The organism is Arenimonas fontis (assembly GCF_008386465.1).
Taxonomy (GTDB): Bacteria; Pseudomonadota; Gammaproteobacteria; order Xanthomonadales; family Xanthomonadaceae; genus Arenimonas; species Arenimonas fontis.
Genome location: NZ_VUOD01000008.1, coordinates 16,480 through 38,284, shown reverse-complemented (window position 1 = coordinate 38,284; position 21,805 = coordinate 16,480). Strand labels below are relative to the sequence as shown.

The window sequence follows — 21,805 nt, the reverse complement described above, 5'->3', positions numbered from 1 at the left end:
TCCCGTGGCGCGGCCGTACCCACCCCGGGGCCGCGAACGTCGTGAGCGTCGGCCTGGCGACGCGCGCGTGCCGGTTTCAGTCGCCCAGCAGCGCGGCGATGGCGTCCAGATGGGCGCGGCCGCGCTGCTTCTTCTCCTCGGCCTCGCGCTTGGGGTCGAGGCCGTCGCGCAGCAGGTCGCCGGCCGGCAGTTCGTCGAGGAAGCGGCTGGGCAGCAGGTGCTGCACTTCGCCCCAGCGCTTGATCTCGGCGCTGTGCGACAGGTACAGCCGTTCCCTGGCGCGGGTGATGCCGACGTACATCAGCCGGCGCTCTTCCTCCAGCCGGTCTTCCTCCAGGCTGGCCTCGTGCGGCAGGTTGCCGTCCTCGCAGCCGACCACGAACACCACCCGGAACTCCAGGCCCTTGGCCGCATGCAGGCTCATCAGCCGCACCGCGTTGCCGGGTTCGCCGCGGTCGGCGTTCGACAGCAGGGCCAGCTGCGCCGCCAGTTCGCCGGGGCCACCGCCGCGGGCGCCCTCGAACCACGAGGCCAGCTCCTCGAGATTGGCCTTGCGCCGCGCGAAGCTGGCCTCGTCCTTGCACTGGCTGCGGATCATGGCCAGCAGGCCGCTGCGTTCGGCCAGCACCGGCACCAGCTCGGCTGGCGTCAGCGTTTCCGCCTGCTCGCGCAGGCCGGCGACGATGCGGGAGAACTCGTCCAGGCCGGCGGCGGCGCGCGCGCTCAGCTGCTTGAGGAAGCCCACCTGCCCGGCCGCCACCGACATCGGCAGGCCGGCGGTCTGCGCCATGGCCGCCAGCTTCTCCAGGGTGGTGGCGCCGACCTCACGCCTGGGCGCGGCGATGGCGCGCAGGAAAGCGGTGTCGTCGTCGGGGTTGGCGATCACCCGCAGCCAGGCCAGCAGGTCCTTGACCTCGGCACGATCGAGGAAGGCGGTGCCGCCGCTGAGATGGTAGGGAATGCGCAGCAGCTGCAGCGCCTTCTCCAGCGGCCGCGACTGGTGATTGCCGCGGAACAGGATGGCGAACTCGCCCCAGGGGATGTCCCTGGCCTGCTTGAGGTAGTGGATCTCGGCGGCGACGCGCTCGGCCTCGTGCTCGTTGTTGCGGCACTGCCAGACCCGCACCGGCTCGCCCTCGCCGTGCTGGCTCCAGAGCTGCTTGAGGTGCTTGTGCGGGTTCTTCGCGATCAGGGTGTTGGCGCAGCGCAGGATGCGGCCGCTGCAACGGTAGTTCTGCTCGAGCTTGATGACCTTGAGGTCCGGGTAGTCCTCGGCCAGCAGGTCCAGGTTCTCCGGCTGGGCGCCGCGCCAGGCGTAGATGCTCTGGTCGTCGTCGCCCACGCAGGTCATGCGGCCCCTGGGACCGGCCAGCTGCTTGAGCAGGCGGTACTGGGCGCCGTTGGTGTCCTGGCACTCGTCCACCAGCAGGTAGCGGATGCGCTCGCGCCAGCCGGCGGCGAGTCCGGCATCGCCTTCCAGCAACTGCAGCGGCAGCCGGATCAGGTCGTCGAAGTCCACCGCGTTGAAGGCCTGCAGCCGCGCCTGGTAGCGGGCGTAGACGGAAGCGGCCTCGCGTTCGCGCGGGCTGCGCGCCAGCTCCGCCGCCTGCTCCGGCGTCAGGCCGTTGTTCTTGGCGGCGCTGACCAGGCTCTGCAGGGCGTAGAGGGCATCGTTCTTCAGGCCCGGCGGCGCCAGGTCCTTGATGATGGCCATCTGGTCGTCGGCATCGAAGATGGAGAAGCCGCGGCGCAGGCCGACCCGGGCATGTTCGATCTGCAGGAAACGCAGGCCCAGGGAATGGAAGGTCGTGACGGTCAGTCCCTCGGCGGCATCGCCCTTGATGCGCTTGGCCACGCGCTCGCGCATCTCCCGGGCCGCCTTGTTGGTGAAGGTGATGGCGGCGATGTGCCGGGCCTCGACATGCCGGCCGGCGATCAGGTGGGCGATCTTCTCGGTGATGACGCGCGTCTTGCCGCTGCCGGCGCCGGCCAGCACCAGCAGGGGGCCGCCCAGGTATTCGACGGCGGCGCGTTGTTGCGGGTTCAGGCCGGACATGGGCGCGGGGACGGGCGCGTAAAGCTGCGGTCAAGGGGGCGCGATTGTAGCTGGATTAGAATCCGCCCATGCTGCAAGTGACCCCAAGCCTGGCCATCCCCGAACAGGAGCTCGTCGAGCGCTTCGTGCGCGCCGGCGGCCCCGGCGGGCAGAACGTCAACAAGGCATCCACCGCGGTGGAGCTGCGTTTCGACGTGGCCGGCTCGCCGTCGCTGCCGCCGGTCGTGCGCGAACGCCTGCTGGCCCGCCGTGACCGCCGGCTCACTGCCGAAGGCGTGCTGGTGATCAGCGCCCAGCGCTACCGCACCCAGGAGCGCAACCGCGAGGACGCCCGCGCCCGCCTGGCCGCCCTGCTGGAGGCCGCGACCAAGGCCCCGAAGGCGCGCCTGGCCACCAAGCCGACCCGTGCGTCGAAGGAACGGCGGCTGGGCAGCAAGCGCCAGCGCGCCAGCATCAAGCGCCAGCGCAGCGCCGCGGCCTGGGAGCGCGAGTGAGCGACGGGCGCATGTTGCCGAGCCTGCCGCCGGGGGCCCCGCGTACCGGCAATGCCTTCGGCCGCTGGTTCGGCCGCAGCCTGCTGCGCCTGGGCGGCTGGCGGGTGCGCGGCGAATTTCCCGACCTCGAGCGTATGGTCATCATCGTCGCGCCGCATTCCTCGGGCTGGGACGCGGTCTGGGGCCTGGCGGCCAAGCTGGCCCTGGGCCTGGACATCCGCTTCATGGCCAAGGCCGAACTGTTCCGCGGCCCGCTGGGCTGGCTGCTGCGCCGGCTCGGCGGCATCCCGGTGGACCGGCAGGCGCCGGGCGGCATCGTCGAGCAGAGCATCGCCCGCCTGCGCGAGGCCGGGCGCCTGTGGTTCCTGCTGGCGCCGGAAGGCACGCGCAAGCGGGTGGAACGCTGGAAAACGGGCTTCTGGAAAATCGCCCGCGGCGCCGGCGTGCCGGTGCTCTGTGCCGCCTTCCACTATCCCGAGCGCAGCATCGAGCTGGTGACGGTGTTTCAGCCCGGCGAGGACCTGGAGGCCGACATGGCCGCCATCCGCGGGATCTACCGGCCCTTCGTCGGCAAGAACCGCGGTACCACCTGAGGCAGCCCGCTGCCTACCCTCGCCGCGCCGGTTCGCGGGTGGCCTGGGCCGGACATCGCCGGTAGCCTGTAGGCATGCAATGGCTCAGTGACGTCGGCGCCGCGCTCTCGGCGCACCCCCAGTATCCGATGTTCTCCAGCCTGGCGCTGCTGCTGGCCGCCGCCTGGCTGGCAGACCGGCTGACCCGGCGCGTGTTACTGCGGGTGCTGCACCGGCTGGTGCGGGCTTCGCCGGTGAAGTGGGACGACGCGATCCTGGCGCACGGCGTCGTCCGCAAGCTGGCGCAGGCGGTGCCGGCGTTGGTGATCGTGCTGGGTGTGCAGTTCGTGCCGGAACTGTCCGGCGGCGTCGCGGCCGTGCTGCGCAACGTCGCCACCGCCTGGGTGGTGCTGAGCGTGGCCCGGGCCCTGAGCGCTTTCCTGTCGGTGCTGCGGGACCTGTACCACGACGCCGACCCCGAGCGGGCCCGCACCCGGCCGATCAAGGGCTACCTGCAGGTGGCGCGCATCGTCGTCTTCGTGGTCGCCGCCGTGCTGATGGTGGCGGCGCTGATCGAGCGCTCGCCGCTGCTGCTGCTGTCAGGCCTGGGCGCGATGGCGGCCGTGCTGATGCTGGTGTTCAAGGACACCATCCTCTCGCTGGTGGCCAGCGTGCAGCTCGGCAGCAACGACATGGTGCGGGTCGGCGACTGGATCGAGATGCCGCAACTGGGCGCCGACGGCGACGTGGTGGACATCGCCCTGCACACGGTGAAGGTGCAGAACTGGGACAAGACCATCACCACCATCCCCACCTACCGCCTGGTCAGCGAGAGCTTCCGCAACTGGCGCGGCATGAGCGAGTCCGGCGGCCGCCGCATCAAGCGCGCCATCCACATCGACCAGGGTGGCATCCGCTACCTGGAGCCGGATGAGCACAAGGCCCTGCACCGCTTCGTGCTGCTGCGTCCCTATCTGCAACGCAAGGCCGCCGAGCTGGCCGAATGGAACGCCCGGCACGAAGGCGAGGCGCCGGTGAACCTGCGTCGGCTGACCAACATCGGCAGTTTTCGCGCCTACGCCATGGCCTACCTGAAGGCGCATCCCAAGCTGCGCCAGGACATGACCCTGCTGGTGCGGCAGCTGCCGCCGGGCCCGCAGGGCCTGCCGATCGAGATCTACTGCTTCACCGCCACCACGGCCTGGGCCGAGTACGAGGACATCATGTCCGACATCTTCGACCACCTGCTGGCCATTCTGCCGGAGTTCGGCCTGCGCGCCTTCCAGGCGCCCGGTGGCGGCGACGTCGCGGCGGCGGCGCAGGCCCTGGCCGCTCAGCGCTCGGAGTGGCCGGGCGCGAAGTAGTCGCGGCGCTCGAACAGGCCGGGCTTGACCAGGTCGTCCAGCCGGCAGGTGATCAGGCTTGGTGGCGGTATCGCGCGTCTAGCGATCAATTTCCCCCGGGGGTTGACGCCGGTTCGGTGCCCATCAGCGCATGCCATTCGATGTAGGCCTCTTCAAAGGCGCGGGCCGCGCCGGGCCTGGGGGAGTAGGGGAGCGGCGGCAAGCCTCGCTGCTGCCGCATCTGGTTCAGGCGGTCGATGATGGCCTGGGCCATGGCACTGGTCATGCTTGCGACCATGGGATCCGCAGGTACATCCAGACGCTGCGGTGCAAGATAGTTGCCACGCAGGCGAGCCGCCTGCAGATAGGCCTCCGACATCAGCGGATCGCGGTGTGGACCCGTTCCGTGCAGCAGCGCCAGCCGCTCGAGTGAGTACACCGATCCATCGGAGGCGATGGCGTACATATCGTCCACTGCGTTTCGGAAATCACCATTCGCAGCCATTCGTTCCGCGCGCAACAGCCTGGCCAGTGAGTCGCCCTCGTTGGCCAAGGTTTCCAGTGCCTGGTCGCTCAGTTGCGAATAGCGTTCGGCGGTTTCGCCATCGGGATATCCCTGCTCGGCAAGCCAGCGGGCCTCTTCAACATTCCGCGCGCCCCAGATGTCGTAGCGCTGCACCATCTCCAGGGCGGCTGGCGTGATCTCATCCCGCTCGCCGGCCTGGTGATGTTTCTGCTCGGCCGAGCGATCTTCACGATAGGCCCCCGTTTCGGTCGCCGGGAGTGGCGGGGTCGCCTCCGGTGCTGATGTCAGCCAGCTGGGCGTGTTCTGCTCCGAGCGCCTGCCTATGTAGAAAGCAGACGCAACCAGCATGGCGACGCCGACAACGACAAGCAGAAGTTTCTTGCTCATGACGATCCTACTGGGCTGGGACAAGCCCGGGTGCTGCAGGTGCGGCGGAGGTGTGAGCGTGGGATGAGTGTTCTTGAGCGTCAAGACATCGGGTGTCGCGCAGGCGGCAGATCCTGGTTCAGCATTGCTAACCCCGAGTGCCGGAGCCCCGTGCAATAACTGGATTCCAGTGTTTGGCGGTTAGCACACGTGGACAAAAGATGTTTGCGTCAGCCACGTGCCGGGACGAAGACCTGATCCGCGGGGGAGTGTCGCGCAAGCAGGCCCTGGCCGCTCAGCGTTCGGAGTGGCCGGGCGCGAAGTAGTCGCGGCGCTCGAACAGGCCGGGCTTGACCAGGTCGACGAAGGCGCGCGCCTGCGGGCTGAGGTATTTGCCCTTGCGCATCACCACGCCGTAGCTGCGCGGCGGGAAGTAGGCGCGCAGGTTGCGCGCCGCCAGCCGGCCCTTGTCCGCCTCGGTCAGGCAGATGCTGGTGACGATGCTGATACCCAGGCCCATGGCGACGTACTGCTTGATCACTTCCCAGCCGCCGACCTCCAGGGCCACCGTGTAGGGCACGCGCCGCTGCTGGAAGACCAGGTCGACCAGCCGGTAGGTGGTCAGGCGCCGCGGCGGCAGGATCAGCCCGTAGGGCGAGAGATCCTCCAGGGCGATCTCGGGCTTGTCGGCCAGCGGATGCCCCGGCGGGCAGATGAGCATGGGGTCGAAGGACTGCACCGGCTCGTAGGCCAGGTCGGCCGGCACGTCCAGCATCGAGCCCACGGCCAGGTCCACGGCGTCCGAGCGCAGCAGGCCCAGGCCGTCCTGGCCGGTGACGTTGTGCAGCACCAGCTGCACCTCCGGGTGCTGCTCGCGGAAGGCCTGCACCAGTGGCGGCAGCAGGTAGAGGATGGTCGAGGTGCCGGCCGCCACGTGCAGTTCGCCGGCCTGCAGGCCCTTGATCCTGTTGCGGAATTCCGCGTCCAGCCCGTCCAGGCCTTCGACCAGGGGGCGGGCCAGCTCGTAGAGCACCTGGCCTTCCCGGGTCAGGCTGAAACGGCGGCCGATGCGCTCGAACAGGGGCTGGCCCAGCTCCCGCTCCAGGGCCTGGACCTGCAGGGTCACGGCCGGCTGGCTGAGGAACAGGGCCTCGGCCGCCCGCGAGATCGAGCCCAGGCGGGCCACCTGGCAGAAGGCGCGAAGGGGCTTGAGCCGGTCGCCCTTGTAATAGAAGCGGGGGCTGGAACGCGCCATAAGCCTTTGCCGGAAGCGCAGTATTTTGAAAGCTAATACTAGCTATCAAAACATTTGCTTTGTCAAAGCCAATTTTCCGGGCCTAGGGTCGGGTCATCCCCCACCGATGGGCCCAGGGCCCGGGAGCGAGATGGCGATGGCAGGCATGGCGGCACGGATCCCCGAGCAGACCCCGGTACAGGTGACAGGCGCCCTGGCGGGGCAGGAAGACCTGCTGAGCCCGGCCGCCCTGGCCTTCCTGGCCCGCCTGCACCGGGCCTTCGAGCCGGAGCGCCAGGCCCGCCTGGCCGCCCGCCGCCAGCGTCAGGCCCGCTTCGACGCCGGCGAGCTGCCCGACTTCCGCGCCGACACCCGCGCCCTGCGCGAGGCCGACTGGACCGTGGCGCCCCTGCCCGAGGCCCTGCTGGACCGCCGGGTCGAGATCACCGGGCCGGTCGAGCCGAAGATGGTGATCAACGCGCTGAACTCCGGCGCCAACTGCTACATGGCCGACTTCGAGGATTCGACCAGCCCGACCTGGGAGAACCTGCTGACCGGCCAGCGCGCCCTGCGCAAGGCCGTGGCCGGCACCCTGGACTGGATGGCGCCGGACGGCAGCAAGCACTACGTGCTGGACCCGTCCTCGCGCACGGTGCTGATCGTCCGCCCGCGCGGCTGGCACCTGGACGAGAAGCACGTCTGGGTGGACGGCCGGCGCATGAGCGGCGCCCTCTTCGACCTCGGGCTGTTCGCCTTCCACAACGCCCGCGCCCTGCAGGCGCGCGACCGCGGCCCCTACTTCTACCTGCCCAAGCTCGAATGCATGGAGGAGGCGGCGCTGTGGGAGCGGGTGCTGGCCTTCATCGAGGGCGATCTCGGCCTGCCGCAGCAGTGCATGAAGGTCACCGTGCTGATCGAGACGCTGCCGGCGGTGTTCGAGATGGACGAGATCCTGCACGCCCTGCGCGGCCGCATCGCCGGCCTGAACTGCGGGCGCTGGGATTACATCTTCAGCTACCTCAAGACCTTCCGCCGGCACCGTGACCGGGTGCTGCCCGAGCGCGGCCAGGTCGGCATGACCCAGCCCTTCCTCAAGGCGTACTCGGAACTGCTGATCCGCACCTGCCACCGCCGCGGCGCCCACGCCATGGGCGGCATGGCGGCGCAGATCCCGATCGCCGGCGACCCGATCGCCAACGAGGAAGCCCTGGCCCGCGTGCGCGCCGACAAGCGCCGCGAAGCCGGTGCCGGCCACGATGGCACCTGGGTGGCGCATCCGGCCCTGATCCCGGTGGCCAGGGCCGAGTTCGACGCGGTGATGACTGGCCCGCACCAGCAGCACGTGCTGCGCGAGGACGTGGTCGCCGGGCGCGACCGGCTGATCGAACCCAGCAAGGGCACGATCACCCGCGCCGGCTTCGACAACAACGTCGAGGTCTGCGTGCGCTACCTGGCGGCCTGGCTGGACGGCAACGGCTGCGTGCCCATCCACTGGCTGATGGAGGATGCCGCCACCGCCGAGATCGCCCGCGCCCAGCTCTGGCAGTGGCTGCACCACGGCGACCTGCACCTGGACGATGGCACGCCGGTGGACTTCTCGCTGTTCGACCGCGCCTTGCTGGCGCTGCCGTCCAGGCTCGCCGACCGCATGAAGCTGCCGGGTGCTTCCCGCCTGAACGCGGCCATCGCCCTGCTGGACGAATTCACCCAGGCCGACACCCTGGCCCCCTTCTTCACCGAGGTCGCCTACGAACGCCTGCCCTGAGCGCCGATGCGGTCGGCGCGCGTCCGCACCAGGACGACACCGACCACGCCGGGTACCGGGCACCCGCCGCACCACCCTCCGCACATGCACACCCGCACCCCAGCACACGAGGACACGATGATGACCCGCACCCTTCCGACCGCCGACCAGCTCCGCCAGCAATGGGCCCAGGATCCGCGCTGGGCCGGCATCCGCCGCCCCTACAGCGCCGAGGAAGTCGTGCGCCTGCGCGGCACCGTGCCGGTGGAGCACACCCTGGCCCGGCTGGGCGCTGAGAAGCTGTGGCGCTACCTGCACGAGCTGCCCTTCGTGAACGCGCTGGGCGCGCTCACCGGCAACCAGGCCATGCAGCAGGTGAAGGCCGGCCTCAAGGCCATCTACCTCAGCGGCTGGCAGGTCGCCGCCGACGCCAACCTGGCCGGCGAGATGTATCCCGACCAGTCGCTGTATCCGGCCAACTCGGTGCCACAGGTGGTCAAGCGCATCAACAACACCCTGCTGCGCGCCGACCAGCTCCAGCACGCCGAGGGTGACGGCGGTATCGATTTCCTGCAGCCCATCGTCGCCGACGCCGAGGCCGGCTTCGGCGGTGTGCTCAACGCCTTCGAGCTGATGAAGGCGATGATCGAGGCCGGCGCCGCCGGCGTGCACTTCGAGGACCAGCTGGCCAGCGTGAAGAAGTGCGGCCACATGGGCGGCAAGGTGCTGGTGCCGACCCGCGAGGCGATCGAGAAGCTGGTGGCCGCGCGCCTGGCCGCCGACCTGATGAACGTGCCGACCCTGATCGTTGCCCGCACCGATGCCGAGGCGGCCGACCTGATCACCTCGGACATCGACGACAACGACCGGCCCTTCCTGACCGGCGAACGCACCGTCGAAGGCTTCTTCCGCACCCGCCCCGGCGCCGACCAGGCGATCAGCCGCGGCCTGGCCTACGCGCCCTACGCCGACCTGGTGTGGTGCGAGACCGGCAAGCCCGACCTGGCCTTCGCCAGGAAGTTCGCCGAGGCCATCCACGCGAAGTACCCGGGCAAGCTGCTGGCCTACAACTGCTCGCCCAGCTTCAACTGGAAGAAAAACCTGGACGACGCCACCATCGCCCGCTTCCAGAAGGAGCTGGCGGCCATGGGCTACAAGTTCCAGTTCATCACCCTGGCCGGCTTCCACGCCCTGAACTACTCGATGTTCAGCCTGGCGCACGGCTATGCCCGCCGGCAGATGAGCGCCTTCGTCGAGCTGCAGGAGAAGGAGTTCGCCGCCGCCGAGCTGGGCTTCACCGCGGTCAAGCACCAGCGCGAGGTCGGCACCGGCTACTTCGACGCCGTCACCCAGACCATCCAGGGCGGGCAGAGCTCGACCGTGGCCCTGAAGGGTTCGACCGAGGAGGAACAGTTTCAGGACCGGACCCGGGGGCGGGCGGCCGCCGCGGCCTGATACCGTGAGCGGGTTCACGGTCCTTGCCGGCCGCGGCAGGTGTGGCGGGGGCCCGGCTTGGGTATAGTCGGCCGATCTTCCTGGCCTGAACGAGCCGTGAACCCAGCCGAAGCCCTGGACGGGGAACTCCGTCCGGGGCAGGGGGCCGACGCCCGCCTGCCCTCACAACTCGCCCCCGAGGAATTCCGGGTGCTGGCCTCGGCCGGCACGAGCCGGGCCGTGCTGCCCGGCGAGGAACTGTTCCGGCGCGGCGAGGCCGCCGCCAGCATGTTCCTCATCGACACCGGCGAGGTGCGGTTGAGCTTCGACGACGGCCTGGCCGACAAGTTGCTCGGGCCGGGCCAGTATTTCGGCGAGCTGGCGGTATTCATCGGCCAGCACCAGCGTTTCGCCAGGGCCGTGGCGGAAACCGCCGGCGTGCTCTACGAGATCACCCAGGCCGCCTTCGAGGCCCTGCTGCAGCGGGAGCCGGCGGTGGTGGCCCGCTTCATGCAGCGCAGCTTCGCCTACCTGGTGGCCGGCGAGCACCAGCTGGTGCAGCACCTCAAGCGCCGCAACGAGGATCTGCTGCAGACGCTGGACACCCTGCGCCAGACCCGCACCGAACTGACCGTCGCCCAGCAGCTGGTCCGCACCGACGACCTGACCGGCCTGGCCAACCGCCGCGGTCTGTACCGCTATCTGGACGAGTTGGGCCGCCAGCCCCTGGACGGCATGAAGCTGGCCCTGCTGCTGGTCGACATCGACCACTTCAAGACCATCAACGACCGCAGCGGCCACCTGGCCGGCGATGCCGCCCTGCGCGCCGTCGCCGAGGAGGTGCGCCGCCTGGCCGGTCCCCTGGAACTGCCCTGCCGGCTGGGTGGCGACGAGTTCGCCCTGGTGTTGCGGGTGGCCGATGCCGGGGAACTCGCCAACCGCGCCCTGGGTCTGATGGGGGCCATCCGCAGCCTGCGCCTGCCCAGCCTGCGGGAACACCGCCTGTCGGTCTCCGTGGGCGGCGCCTTCTGCGCCGACCCGGGCGGCTGGTCGGCCTGGTACAGCCAGGCCGACGGCGCTCTCTATGAGGCCAAACGCCGGGGCGGTGATCACTGGCGGCTGGCCCCCCTGCAGGGCGTGGCCTGAGACCCGGGGAGCCTGCGTTCACCCCGGTAGCCCCGCCGAACCGAGGATTCGGATGGAAGCGACCCTGACCAGCACGACAGCCCCGCCGGCCGGCGTCCCGGTGACGCCGGTGCTGCGCGCCGTCCTGCTGTGCGACATCGTCGACTCCACCGCGGCGACCGAGCGCCTGGGCGACCAGCGCTGGTCGGCGCTGATGCAGCGGCACGACCGCATGCTCCGCGACGCCCTGCGCCTGTGCCACGGGCAGCTGATAGACCGCGCCGACGGCGTGCTGGCCCTGTTCGAACGGCCGATCCAGGCCCTGGACTTCGCCCTGCGCTACCAGCGCGGCCTGCGCGAGCTGGGCCGGGAAGAAGGCGTGGACCTGCGCGCCCGCATCGGCATCCACGTCGGCGACGTGATGATGTGGGCCAACGCCCCGGCCGATGTCCGCGCCGGCGCCAAGCCCTTCGAGGTGGAAGGCCTGGCCAAGCCGGTGGCGGCGCGGCTGATGGGCCTGGCCCTGCCCGGGCAGATCCTGATGTCGGGCATGGCGCAGAACCTGGCCCAGCGCGCCGTCGGCGAACTGGGGGAGGACACCGCCGCGCGCCTGCGCTGGCTGATGCACGGCCGCTACCGCTTCAAGGGTGTGCCGGCGCCGATGCTGGTGCACGAGGTCGGCGAGGTCGGCCTGGCGCCGCTGCGGCCGCCGGAGTCCGGCGCCAAGGCCTGGCGCGAGCTGCCGCTGTGGCGGCGACCGCCGATGCTGGCCATGGAGATGCTGGTGGTGGGCGCCCTGGCCGTGGCCGGCCTCTGGACCGCGCTGCGGGCGCCGCCGGCCATCGCCTTCGCCGAGCGCGACTGGGTGGTGGTGGCCGATCTGCAGAACCGCACCGACGAGCCGCTGTTCGACGACGCCCTGGACGTGGCCCTGCGCGTCGGCCTGGAGCAGTCGCGGCACGTCAACATCATTTCCGAGTTGCAGGTCGATCGCACCCTGGAGCGCATGCAGCGCCAGGGCCAGCCGCTGGACCGCCAGGTGGCCTCGGAAGTGGCGCTGCGCGAAGGCGCCCGCGCGGTGATCCTGCCGACCGTCGCCGAGGTCGGCGGCCGGGTGCGGGTCAGCCTGGAGGTGATCGACCCCCACAGCGGCGTGACGGTCTACAGCGAGAGCGCCGACGGCGTCGGCGTGGAAAGCGTGTTGCCTTCGCTGGATACGGCGTTGACCAAGGTGCGCGGCCGTCTCGGCGAGACGATGTCCAGCATCGAGGCCAACCGCATCCCGCTGGAGCAGGCGACCACCAGCAACCTCGAGGCGCTCAAGGCGTTCTCGATGGGCGTGCGGATGCGCTACACGGGCCGGGCCGCCGAGGCGCAGGCGCTGTTCGAGGAAGCGGTGCGGCTTGATCCGGAGTTCGCCATGGCGTGGCTGCGCCTGGCGTTCATGCGCTATGTGGAAGTGGATGCGGAGGGGACGCGCGCCTATCTGGACAAGGCCCTGGCGCACAGCGAGCACCTGACGCATCGCGAACGTCTGTTCCTGGAAGGGGCGGAAGCCACCCTGTCGGACCCTCGCAAGGCGGTGGAGCGGTTCGGCACGTTGGTGGCGCTGTACCCGGATGATTACCGCGGCCGCTACAACTACGCCTATTTCGCCCATTTCGACCTGCTGGAGGGCGATCGGGCGCTGGAGCAGCTGGAGGGAGCCATCTTCTCGCAGAATCCGGCCCAGGCAAGCGCGGCATACCTGTCCGGAAGCATCGCGCTGAGCGCCAACCAGATCGATCGGGCCATCACCCTGTTCGAGAAGGCGGAGACCCTCGGTGTCAGAGGCTACGCTCGCGATTTCGTCGAGGCCTACATCGCCAAGCGTGACTACGCGGAGGCGGCCCGGCTGCAAAGCCTGCAGACGAGCTCCAACGTGGTAGCCCCAGACCTGGAGGCGCGGCTGGTCGAAGTCTCCCTGCCGCTGGATCAGGGGCGTTACCGCGAGGCGCTTGCCGCCATGCAGCGCCTGGCCGAAGAGGCCATGGCCAGGGACCGGAAGCTTCTGGCGCGGGCTTACCAGCTCTCCGTCTTCTCGCTGCGCGCTTACGCACCGGACGAGACCCTGGGCAGGGATCTGGAGGGATGGGTCAAGGAAGTCGAGGCGGAGTTCGATCAGGCCCAGCCCTGGCCGGCCCGCCAACTGGCCTTCCATCTCCTGGGTGGCGCCTGGGTGGCGGCGCATACCGGCAACGAGCCCCTGGCGAAGCACCTCGTCTCCAAGCTGGAGTCGCACTTCTCGATCGAGCGGTACCCGGCGAACGCGGCGATGCTCCGGATCGCCAGGGCAGAGTTGGCGTTGGCGTCTGGCGAGCCCGGGAAGGCAGTGGAACTGCTGCTTCCGGACCATGCCAGGAACACGGGCCTGTACTTCTCCCGCGCGGTCCTGCTGCGGGCATTGCTGGCGACGCGGCGGGACGCCGAGGCGGCGCTGGTGGCGGACTGGCTGATCGAGAACCGCGGCCGCGCCCTGGGCGAGCCTACGCTGCTGAGTGCCTGGCAGCCGGCGAACGTGGTCGAGAACGGGCTGGCGATCCGCGCCGCGGTCGAGATCGCGCGCCGGCAGGGGCTGCCGGACATGGTGCGTACCTATGAGGCCGCGTTCGCCAAGGCCTGGCCGGGCGACGAGGCGCTGGAGGTCGTCAAGCGCCGCGACGCCGCCCTGGACTGATCCTCGGGACCCCGGGGGCAGCCTTCAGCGGTTGATTTCCAGGGTGATCGGCTCGAAGGGGAACTTCGAGCTGATGAGCGACTGGCGGATGGTGGCGCCGGAGCGCTGGAATACTTCCTTGTCGGCCAGTCGACGGATCGGTGCTTCCGGCAGGGATTCCACCGCCGGGTCGGCGGTGCCGAGGGAACGGGTGGCGGCGCGAGGGTTGGCCATGAACTGGGCGCGGAAAGCGTCGTCATTGGCCAGCTTGTCGATCAGCGCGTCTACGGTTTCGGGAGCGAGCTTGTTGGACACCTGGAATTCCCCTGGGTTTGGCGCCAATCGGCGCGTACCCAGTCTAGCGGCGGCCAGGTCGCTTGTCAGGCCACCCCCTGCCCCGGCATGTTTCTTCGCGGGCCCGGATCCGGGCCGGCATTCCGGGGAAAGAAATGAAACTGTTGCGATGTGCGGACATCCAGTTCGCGCTGGATGATTCACCGCGGTTCGACCTGGCTTCCGTGCTGGCGGGGGGCGACGGCCTGGACACGCGCCCCCGCATTCTGGCCTATGCCGCCACGCTGGCGGAGCCGGCCGAGCTGTCGGTGCCGCAGCTGGCGGCACTGGCGGGCATGGCCGCGGGCGAGGCCGTGGACGAGGCGGTTCTGGCCGGCCGTCATGGCGCCGACACGATCATGGCGCTGCTCGAACGTGGGCTGCTGGTGCCTGCGGTGGCGAAGGAAGGCGCGCCTGTACCGGGTGGCGACGGCGGGGCGGTGGACTGGTGGCCACCCGCCCGGCTGGCGCATCTGGCCGGTGCCTGGCGCGGGGTGGACATCGCCAGGCGTCGTGACGACGGCAAGACCACGAGCACGAGCGAGCGCGTGGCCGAGTTCGGTCCGGCACCCACGCACGACTACGCGGTGCCCGGCGCCGGCTCCATGATCGAATTGCCGCCGCCACCAGCCGGTCCTCTGGACGACCTGTTGCAGCGTCGCCGCACCTGCAGGAACTTCGATACCCGGGCCGAGCTGCCCATGTCGGCGTTCTCGGCGATGCTGCGTCGGGTATGGGGAGTCATCGGGACCCGCGAGCTGGCGCCGGGCGCTGTCGCCGTCAAGAAGAGCTCGCCGGCCGGCGGCGGCCTGCACGCGCTGGAGGCATTCGTTCTCGTGCGCCGGGTGCAGGGCCTGGCGCCCGGTCTTTATCACTACCGGGCCATGCACCACGCAGTCGAACCGCTGCGCAAGCTGACAGGCGAGGAAGCCGCCGCGATGGCGTACCGCTTCCTGGCCGGTCAGGACTGGTTCCTTGACGCGCCGGTGCTGGTGGTGATGGTCGCGCGCTTCGACCGGCTGTTCTGGAAGTACCGCCGGCATGCCAAGGCTTGGCGGGTGCTGCATCTGGAGGCGGGCCATCTGTCCCAGACCATGTACCTGTCGGCGGCCGAGCTGGGATTGGGTGCCTTCGTCACCGCGGCGATCAACGACGCCGAGATTGACGAGGAACTGCGGCTTCCACCCATGCGGCAAGGCACGCTGGCGATCGTCGGCTTCGGGCCGGCCACAGGCGAGGCCCGCAACATCGAGCTGGAGCCTGTGGTGCCAAGCCCGGCAACACGCCGCCTCGGTCGCTGAGGCGGCCTGTATGCCCTAGCCGCCCGGAGCGCCCTTGCGCGGCAGCCCGTCCTCGGGCATGGGCAGCCAGTGCACGTGGCTGTCGTAGAAGACGTGCACCTGCGGGGCGCGGTCGAGCGGGTCGTCGAAGTTCGCAACGACGATGTGCAGCTCGCCGGGCCAGCGCTGCGAGCGGAAGAACAGGGTGCTGCCGCAGCGGCTGCAGAAGCCGCGCTCGGCGCAGGGGCTGGAGGCGTACCAGTGCAGGCGGCCCTGCGGGTCGTGCAGGCTGACCCGCTGCTGCTGGAAGCCGGCCCAGGTGACGACGCCGGCGCCGTGCGCGCGCCGGCACATCGTGCAATGGCAGTGCGCCACCCACTTGCTGGGCAGTTGCGCCGCGAAACGCAGGTCGCCGCAGAGGCAGCTTCCGCTGGCTGTGCTCATGGCAGGTTCCTCCCGCCGCCAATCCTAGCCCAGGCCCGGGACGGGGCGGCGGTCGAGCAGGCGGTAGCCGATGGCCTCGGCGACGTGGGCGCGGCCTATGTGTTCGGCGCCTTCCAGGTCGGCCAGGGTGCGGGCGACGCGCTGGATGCGGTGCACGGCGCGGGCGGAGAGCTGCAGGCGTTCGATGGCCCGTTCCAGCAGCCGGCGTTCCGGCGTGGCCAGGGCGCAGTGGCGTTCGGTGCCGGCCTGGTCGAGCTGCGCATTGGCGACGCCGGCCCGGGCCATCTGCCGGGCACGGGCGGCCAGCACGCGTTCGCGCACGGTGGCGGTGGGTTCGCCGGGCGGCGCTTCGGGGCGGAGTTGTTCCGGTAGCAGCCGCGGCACCGCCAGCTGGATGTCGATGCGGTCCAGCAGCGGGCCGGACACGCCGGCGCGATAGCGCGCCACCGCCTCGGCGCTGCAGCCGCAGCGGCCGGAAGGATCGCCGGCCCAGCCGCAGGGACAGGGGTTCATCGCCGCCACCAGCTGGAAGCGGGCCGGGAACTGCACTTGCCGCGCCGCCCGCGACACCGTCACCACACCGCTTTCCAGCGGCTGCCGCAGGCTGTCCAGGGCGTAGCGGCTCCATTCGCCCAGCTCGTCGAGGAAGAGCACGCCGTGGTGGGCGAGGGAGATTTCCCCGGGCCGTGGATTGCCACCGCCGCCGGTCAGCGCCACCGCGCTGGCGAGGTGATGCGGGGCGCGGAAGGGCCGCTGCCGCCAGTGCGCCGGATCCAGCCCCTGGCCGCTGACCGAGTGGACGGCAGCGGTTTCCAGCGCTTCCTCCTCCGTGGGTTCGGGCAGCAGGCCGGGCAGGCGCGAGGCCAGCAGGGTCTTGCCGCAGCCGGGCGGGCCTATGAAGAGCAGGGCGTGGCCGCCGGCCGCCGCCACTTCCAGCGCCCGCCGGGCCGTGGCCTGGCCGCGCACGTCGGCGAGATCAGGGTAGGACGGCGTGGCCGGGCCCTCCGGTGCCCGTGCCGGCAGCAACGGCTTGCGGCCCTGCAGGTGTGCGCAGACTTCGAGCAGGGTGCGCGCCACCAGCGCCCGCCCTTCACCTGCCAGCGCCGCTTCGGCGCCGTTGCCGGCGGGCACGATCAGCAGGCGCCCGGCGCGCGCGGCGGCCAGTACCGCCGGCAGCACACCGTCCACCGGCTTGAGCTCGCCGGTGAGGGCCAGCTCGCCCAGCAGCTCCACTTCGGACAGCGCCGTCAGCGGCAACTGGCCGCTGGCGGCGAGCAGGCCGAGGGCGATGGCCAGGTCATAGCGGCCGCCTTCCTTGGGCAGGTCGGCCGGCGCCAGGTTCACCGTGATGCGCCGCTGCGGGAATTCCAGCTGGGCGTTGATGATGGCGGCGCGCACGCGCTCGCGGCTTTCGCGCACCGCGGTTGCCGGCATGCCGACCAGGGTGAAATTGGGCAGGCCGCCGCCCAGATGCGCCTCGACCCGGACTTCCGGCGCGTGCACGCCCACCCGGGCGCGGCTGTAGGCCAGCGCCAGGTTCATGGCGGAACCGGGAAGGCTTAGTGGGCGGCGCCGTCGGGACGCTGGGCGGCGCGGGCCTCGAGCACGGCCAGCTGCCGCTCCAGGGCGTCCAGCTTCTCGCGGGTTCGCTGCAGCACGGCGCGCTGCACCTCGAATTCCTCGCGCGTCACCAGGTCGAGGCGGGACAGGCCGGCCTGCAGGGTGGCGCGGAAGTTCTGCTCGAGGTCGGCGCGGGCGTCCTTGAGGCCGGGCGGCACCAGGTCGCTGAGCTTGCGGGCGAGGTCGTCGAGGGTGGCGAGGTCGATCATGGTCGCGGTCCTGGATGGGGAGGCCAGTGTCGCCGGCCACCGCCGCGGAGGGAGCCGGAAATCGCCGGCGCCGGGCTTGGGCATTATCCGGCAATCGCGGTCCGAACGCTCCCCGTGCCGGCGGCCGCCGGGTATTCTTCCGGGCAGCCCACCGGAGTCGCCGCCGATGAAAATGGTCATGGCCATCATCAAGCCCTTCAAGCTCGACGACGTGCGCGAGGCGCTCAGCGAGGCCGGGGTGTCGGGCGTGACGGTCACCGAGGTCAAGGGCTTCGGCCGGCAGAAGGGCCATACCGAGCTCTACCGCGGCGCCGAGTACGTGGTGGACTTCCTGCCCAAGATCAAGCTCGAGGTCGCGGTCACCGACGACCAGGTCGAGCGTGTCGTCGAGGCCATCCAGGCTGCCGCCAACACCGGCAAGGTCGGTGACGGCAAGATATTCGTCTACGGCCTCGAGCGCGTCATGCGCATCCGCACCGGTGAACTGGATGCCGATGCCCTTTGAGAGGGGTATTGGCCGCGCATATCCGCGGCCAAGAACTCACTCCCCAAGCGCCTTCGCCATGATCGGCGGCATGGCGAGGGCGCCGCGGTGGATGGCGGCGGTGTAGTACTGGGTGTCGAAGGGTTTGGCTTCGGCGTCGGCCTCGCGGAAGCGGGTGAGGTCGCGCGGTTCCCTGGCGGCGATGGTGCAGCTCCACCAGCCGGTCGGGTAGCAGGGCTGCGGGAAGGGCAGGGTGCGGAAGCTGGCGAAGCCGGCGTCCTGCATCGCCCGGCGCATGTCCAGGATGAGGTCCATCAGTGCCAGCGGGCTCTCGCTCTGCTGTACCAGCAGGCCGCCCGGGCGCAGCGCCTTCAGGCAGTTCGCGTAGAAGGCGCGGTTGAACAGGCCCTCGGCGGGGCCGACCGGGTCGGTCGAGTCGACGATGATCACGTCCACCGATTCCGGCGCGGCATTGGCCATGTAAGCGATGCCGTCGTCGAACATCACCGTGGCGCGCGGGTCGTTGTTGCTCTCGCACAGTTCCGGGAAGTACTTCTCGGCCATGCGGGTGACCTGCTCGTCGATGTCGCACTGGACGGCGCGCTGCACGCCCGGATGCCGCAGCACCTCGCGCAGGGTGCCGCAGTCTCCGCCGCCGATGATCACCACGTCCTTCGGATCGGCGTGGGTGTACAGCGGCGCGTGCGCCATCATCTCGTGATAGAAGAAGTTGTCGCGCGTGGTGACCATCATCGCGCCGTCGATGAGCATGACCTTGCCCCAGTCGGTGCTCTCCCAGATCTCGATTTTCTGGAAGGGCGACTGCACCTCGTCCAGCTTGCGGGTCACGCGCAGGCCGAAGGCCGAGCCGGTGTGCTCGAAGTTCTCGTGTAGCCAGGTGGGCTTGCTCATCGCTGGATCCGGTGGGGCCTGAAAGGGGGCGCATTGTAGCCTTGGCCCGCGGTCGGCGCCGCCCCGGGGGTACAATGCGGCCCCCTCGCCACCCGGAAGCACGCCCATGCCCGCCTGGTCGCTCGACCAAGCCCGACACACCTACTCCATTCCCTACTGGAGCGAGGGCTACTACGACGTGGACGCCGCCGGTCGCATGGTGGTGCGTCCGCGCGGTCCGGGCGGCCCGGAGCTGGCGCTGCCGGAGGTGGTCGAACGCGCCACCGCCGAGGGCCTGAAGCTGCCGCTGCTGCTGCGTTTCGCCGACATCCTCGGCGACCGCCTGGGCAAGCTGCGGGCCGCCTTCGCCCGCGCCATGGCGGAACTGGACTACGCCGGCGGCTACACCGCCGTCTATCCGATCAAGGTCAACCAGCACCGCGGCGTCGCCGGTACCCTGGCGGCGGCCGGCGGCGAGGGCTTCGGCCTGGAGGCCGGTTCCAAGCCCGAGCTGATGGCGGTGCTGGGCCTGGCCCGGCCCGGCAGCCTGGTGGTCTGCAACGGCTACAAGGACCGCGAGTTCATCCGCCTGGCCCTGATCGGCCGCAAGCTGGGCCTGGAGACCTTCATCGTCATCGAGAAGCCCAGCGAGCTGGACCTGGTGATCGAGCAGGCCCGCGACCTCGGCGTGCAGCCCGGCCTGGGCGTGCGCATGCGCCTGGCTTCGATCGGCGCCGGCAAGTGGCAGAACAGCGGCGGCGACAAGGCCAAGTTCGGCCTCTCGCCGCGCCAGGTGCTGGACCTGGTCGAGCGCCTGCGCGCCGCCGGCATGCTGCCGGCCCTGCGCCTGCTGCATTTCCACATGGGCAGCCAGATCAGCAACGTGCGCGACATCGCCAACGGCATGCGCGAGGCGGTGCGCTATTTCGTCGAGCTGTCGAAGATGGGCTGCGGGATCCGCTACATGGATTCCGGCGGCGGCCTGGGTGTGGACTACGAAGGTACCCGCTCGCGCGGCTTCTGCTCGATCAACTATGGCCTGGACCAGTATGCGCACACCCTGGTGCAGCCGCTGGCCGAGGCCTGCGCCGAACACGGCCTGACGCCGCCGCGCCTGGTCACCGAGGCCGGCCGCGCCATGACCGCGCACCACGCGGTGATGGTGGTGAACGTATCGGAAGTCGAGCCGGCGCCGGAAGGCGCGGTGCCGCCCGAACAGCCGGACGAGCCGCCGGTGCTGCGGCACCTGCGCGAGACCCATGCCGCGCTCGGCCAGCGGCCGCCGCTGGAGCTGTACCACGAGGCGCAGCATCACCTGGCCGAGGGTCAGGCCCTGTACGCGCTCGGCCAGCTCACGCTGCCGCAGCGGGCCATGCTCGACGACCTGTTCTACGCCGTCGCCCACGCCGTGCGCGCCCGCCTCACCGCCGAAGAACGCAGCCACCGCGACGTGCTGGACGAGCTCAACGAGCGGCTGGTGGACAAGTACTTCGTCAACTTCTCGGTGTTCGAGTCCATCCCCGACGTGTGGGCGATCGACCAGGTCTTCCCGATCGTGCCGATCGCCCGCCTGGACGAGAAGCCGGAACGGCGCGGCGTGATCGCCGACCTGACCTGCGATTCCGACGGCCGCGTGGACACCTATGTCGAGTCCGAGGCCCTGGATTCCTCGCTGCCGCTGCACGCGCCGCGGCCGGGCGAGAGCTACCGGCTGGGCATCTTCATGGTCGGCGCCTACCAGGAGACCCTGGGCGACATCCACAACCTGTTCGGCGACACCGACACCGCCAACGTGGTGCTCGATGCCGACGGCAGCTACAGCCTGAGCCGCCAGCGCAAGGGCGACACCACCGACGTGATGCTCGACTACGTCGGCTACGACCTGCAGGAGCTGCGCGCCGCCTACAAACAGAAGGTGGACGCCGCCAACCTGGAGCCGGTGGAGGCCGCCCGGCTGCTGGTGGACCTGGAAGCCGGCCTGACCGGCTACACCTACCTGCACGAGGAGAACGCATGAAGGCCGGCTTCATCGGACTGGGTGCCATGGGCGCGCCGATGGCGGGCCACGTGGCCGCTCGCGGCCTGCTGGCCGTGGTCGGCAATCGCAGCCAGACCAAGGCGGAAGCGCTGGCGGCGCGGCTGGGCGTGAAGGCGGCGACGTCGGCTGCCGGTTTCGCCGGCTGCGACGTGGTCGCGCTGTGCGTGTCCATGGATGCCGACGTGCTGCAGCAGGTCGAGGCCATGGCCGGCGTGCTGGCGCCGGGTGCGGTGGTGGTGGACCACTCGACGGTGTCGGTGGACACGGCCCGGCGCGCGCAGGCGCTGCTGGCCGGACACGGCATCGGCTTCCTGGACGCGCCCGTGTCCGGCGGCGTCGAGGGTGCGCGCAACGGCAGGCTGTCGGTGATGGTCGGCGGCGCGGCCGAGCACCTGGAGAAGGCGCGGCCGGTGCTGGAGGCCTACGCCGCCCGCATCACCCACATGGGCGACAGCGGCACCGGCCAGGCCACCAAGGCGGTCAACCAGGTGCTGGTGGCCGGCATCAACGAGGCGGTCTGCGAGGGCCTGGCCCTCGGCGAAAAGCTGGGCCTGGATCCGGAGAAGCTGCTGCCGACCCTGATGGCGGGCGCCGCCGGCAACTGGTTCCTGGACAAGCGCGGCGCGACGATGCTGGCCAACCGGTTCACGCCCGGCTTCAAGTGCGGCCACCTGCTCAAGGACCTGCGCATCGTCCGCGGCATCGCCGCCGGCGTCGGCCTGCGCCTGCCGGCCGTCGAACTGGCCGAGGCCGATTACGCGACGCTGGTCGAGCGCGGCCAGGCCGAGGCCGACACCTCGGCGCTGATCATGCTGAAACGCGAGGCGTAAACACGAAGGCGGCCCGGAGGCCGCCTTCCTCGCTGCGGCCCCGTCGCCCGCAGGCCTGCGGATGTGCGCCGATTGCCGGCTTCGGGC

The 21,805-nt window shown here is 70.5% G+C and carries 19 protein-coding genes; 11 read left to right on the top strand and 8 right to left on the bottom strand.

What is annotated here, in order from left to right:
* Positions 1 to 76: 76 nt before the first annotated feature.
* Positions 77 to 2,056, bottom strand: coding sequence for a UvrD-helicase domain-containing protein (locus F0415_RS10200; RefSeq protein WP_149861118.1), 1,980 nt, complete (start codon positions 2,054 to 2,056; stop codon positions 77 to 79).
* A gap of 68 nt (positions 2,057 to 2,124) precedes the next feature.
* Here F0415_RS10200 and arfB point away from each other — a divergent pair, with 68 nt between their 5' ends.
* The 3 genes from arfB (at position 2,125) to F0415_RS10185 (ending at position 4,486) form a co-directional block, all read left to right on the top strand.
* Entirely contained in the window at positions 2,125 to 2,550 is a 426-nt protein-coding gene (gene arfB, locus F0415_RS10195) for an alternative ribosome rescue aminoacyl-tRNA hydrolase ArfB (RefSeq protein WP_149861117.1), read from the top strand.
* A gap of 11 nt (positions 2,551 to 2,561) precedes the next feature.
* Entirely contained in the window at positions 2,562 to 3,143 is a 582-nt protein-coding gene (locus tag F0415_RS10190; RefSeq protein ID WP_149861154.1) for a 1-acyl-sn-glycerol-3-phosphate acyltransferase, read from the top strand.
* Positions 3,144 to 3,217: 74 nt separating this feature from the next.
* Positions 3,218 to 4,486, top strand: coding sequence for a mechanosensitive ion channel family protein (locus tag F0415_RS10185; protein WP_149861116.1), 1,269 nt, complete (start codon positions 3,218 to 3,220; stop codon positions 4,484 to 4,486).
* An 85-nt stretch (positions 4,487 to 4,571) separates the two neighbouring features.
* On the opposite strand, the gene F0415_RS10180 is transcribed toward F0415_RS10185, so the two are convergent.
* Both F0415_RS10180 and F0415_RS10175 read right to left on the bottom strand, forming a co-directional pair.
* Entirely contained in the window at positions 4,572 to 5,378 is an 807-nt protein-coding gene (locus tag F0415_RS10180; RefSeq protein WP_149861115.1) for a spore germination YkwD domain-containing protein, read from the bottom strand.
* A 274-nt stretch (positions 5,379 to 5,652) separates the two neighbouring features.
* Positions 5,653 to 6,612 (bottom strand): LysR family transcriptional regulator, encoded by a 960-nt coding sequence (locus F0415_RS10175; RefSeq protein WP_149861114.1) that lies wholly within the window; start codon positions 6,610 to 6,612, stop codon positions 5,653 to 5,655.
* Between the two features lie 130 nt (positions 6,613 to 6,742).
* Here F0415_RS10175 and aceB point away from each other — a divergent pair, with 130 nt between their 5' ends.
* From aceB to F0415_RS10155, 4 genes are all read left to right on the top strand, one after another.
* Complete coding sequence (gene aceB, locus F0415_RS10170; RefSeq protein WP_246149939.1) at positions 6,743 to 8,356, top strand: malate synthase A; 1,614 nt, start codon at positions 6,743 to 6,745, stop codon at positions 8,354 to 8,356.
* A gap of 120 nt (positions 8,357 to 8,476) precedes the next feature.
* Positions 8,477 to 9,790, top strand: coding sequence for an isocitrate lyase (gene aceA / locus F0415_RS10165; RefSeq protein WP_149861113.1), 1,314 nt, complete (start codon positions 8,477 to 8,479; stop codon positions 9,788 to 9,790).
* Positions 9,791 to 9,886: 96 nt separating this feature from the next.
* Positions 9,887 to 10,915 (top strand): GGDEF domain-containing protein, encoded by a 1,029-nt coding sequence (locus F0415_RS10160; RefSeq protein WP_188310362.1) that lies wholly within the window; start codon positions 9,887 to 9,889, stop codon positions 10,913 to 10,915.
* Between the two features lie 52 nt (positions 10,916 to 10,967).
* Positions 10,968 to 13,610: a putative peptide modification system cyclase gene (locus tag F0415_RS10155; RefSeq protein WP_188310361.1), complete on the top strand. Its 2,643-nt coding sequence runs from the start codon at positions 10,968 to 10,970 to the stop codon at positions 13,608 to 13,610.
* Between the two features lie 24 nt (positions 13,611 to 13,634).
* Here F0415_RS10155 and F0415_RS12620 read toward each other — a convergent pair whose 3' ends face one another.
* Entirely contained in the window at positions 13,635 to 13,904 is a 270-nt protein-coding gene (locus F0415_RS12620; protein WP_188310360.1) for an NHLP-related RiPP peptide, read from the bottom strand.
* Between the two features lie 134 nt (positions 13,905 to 14,038).
* Here F0415_RS12620 and F0415_RS10145 point away from each other — a divergent pair, with 134 nt between their 5' ends.
* The gene (locus F0415_RS10145; protein WP_149861109.1) at positions 14,039 to 15,223 is read left to right on the top strand and encodes a putative peptide maturation dehydrogenase; all 1,185 of its coding nucleotides are present in this window, start codon (positions 14,039 to 14,041) and stop codon (positions 15,221 to 15,223) included.
* A 15-nt stretch (positions 15,224 to 15,238) separates the two neighbouring features.
* On the opposite strand, the gene F0415_RS10140 is transcribed toward F0415_RS10145, so the two are convergent.
* The 3 genes from F0415_RS10140 to ubiK are packed head-to-tail and all read right to left on the bottom strand — an operon-like array spanning position 15,239 to position 17,475.
* Positions 15,239 to 15,646 (bottom strand): GFA family protein, encoded by a 408-nt coding sequence (locus F0415_RS10140; protein ID WP_149861108.1) that lies wholly within the window; start codon positions 15,644 to 15,646, stop codon positions 15,239 to 15,241.
* A gap of 24 nt (positions 15,647 to 15,670) precedes the next feature.
* Positions 15,671 to 17,188: a YifB family Mg chelatase-like AAA ATPase gene (locus tag F0415_RS10135; protein WP_149861107.1), complete on the bottom strand. Its 1,518-nt coding sequence runs from the start codon at positions 17,186 to 17,188 to the stop codon at positions 15,671 to 15,673.
* A gap of 17 nt (positions 17,189 to 17,205) precedes the next feature.
* A complete protein-coding gene (gene ubiK, locus F0415_RS10130; protein ID WP_149861106.1) occupies positions 17,206 to 17,475 on the bottom strand; it encodes a ubiquinone biosynthesis accessory factor UbiK in 270 nt (89 codons plus the stop codon).
* A 166-nt stretch (positions 17,476 to 17,641) separates the two neighbouring features.
* Here ubiK and F0415_RS10125 point away from each other — a divergent pair, with 166 nt between their 5' ends.
* On the top strand, positions 17,642 to 17,980 hold the full coding sequence (locus tag F0415_RS10125) for a P-II family nitrogen regulator (RefSeq protein ID WP_149861105.1): 339 nt from the start codon (positions 17,642 to 17,644) through the stop codon (positions 17,978 to 17,980).
* Between the two features lie 36 nt (positions 17,981 to 18,016).
* On the opposite strand, the gene speE is transcribed toward F0415_RS10125, so the two are convergent.
* Complete coding sequence (gene speE / locus F0415_RS10120) at positions 18,017 to 18,871, bottom strand: polyamine aminopropyltransferase (protein WP_149861104.1); 855 nt, start codon at positions 18,869 to 18,871, stop codon at positions 18,017 to 18,019.
* 106 nt (positions 18,872 to 18,977) lie between these two features.
* Here speE and speA point away from each other — a divergent pair, with 106 nt between their 5' ends.
* Positions 18,978 to 20,867 carry an arginine decarboxylase gene (speA, locus tag F0415_RS10115; protein WP_149861103.1) on the top strand — a complete coding sequence of 630 codons (1,890 nt, stop codon included), beginning with the start codon at positions 18,978 to 18,980 and terminating at the stop codon, positions 20,865 to 20,867.
* Positions 20,864 to 21,718, top strand: a complete 855-nt coding sequence (locus F0415_RS10110) for an NAD(P)-dependent oxidoreductase (protein WP_149861102.1) — start codon at positions 20,864 to 20,866, stop codon at positions 21,716 to 21,718. Before speA ends, F0415_RS10110 begins: the two co-directional genes overlap by 4 nt.
* The last annotated feature ends 87 nt before the right edge of the window (positions 21,719 to 21,805 follow it).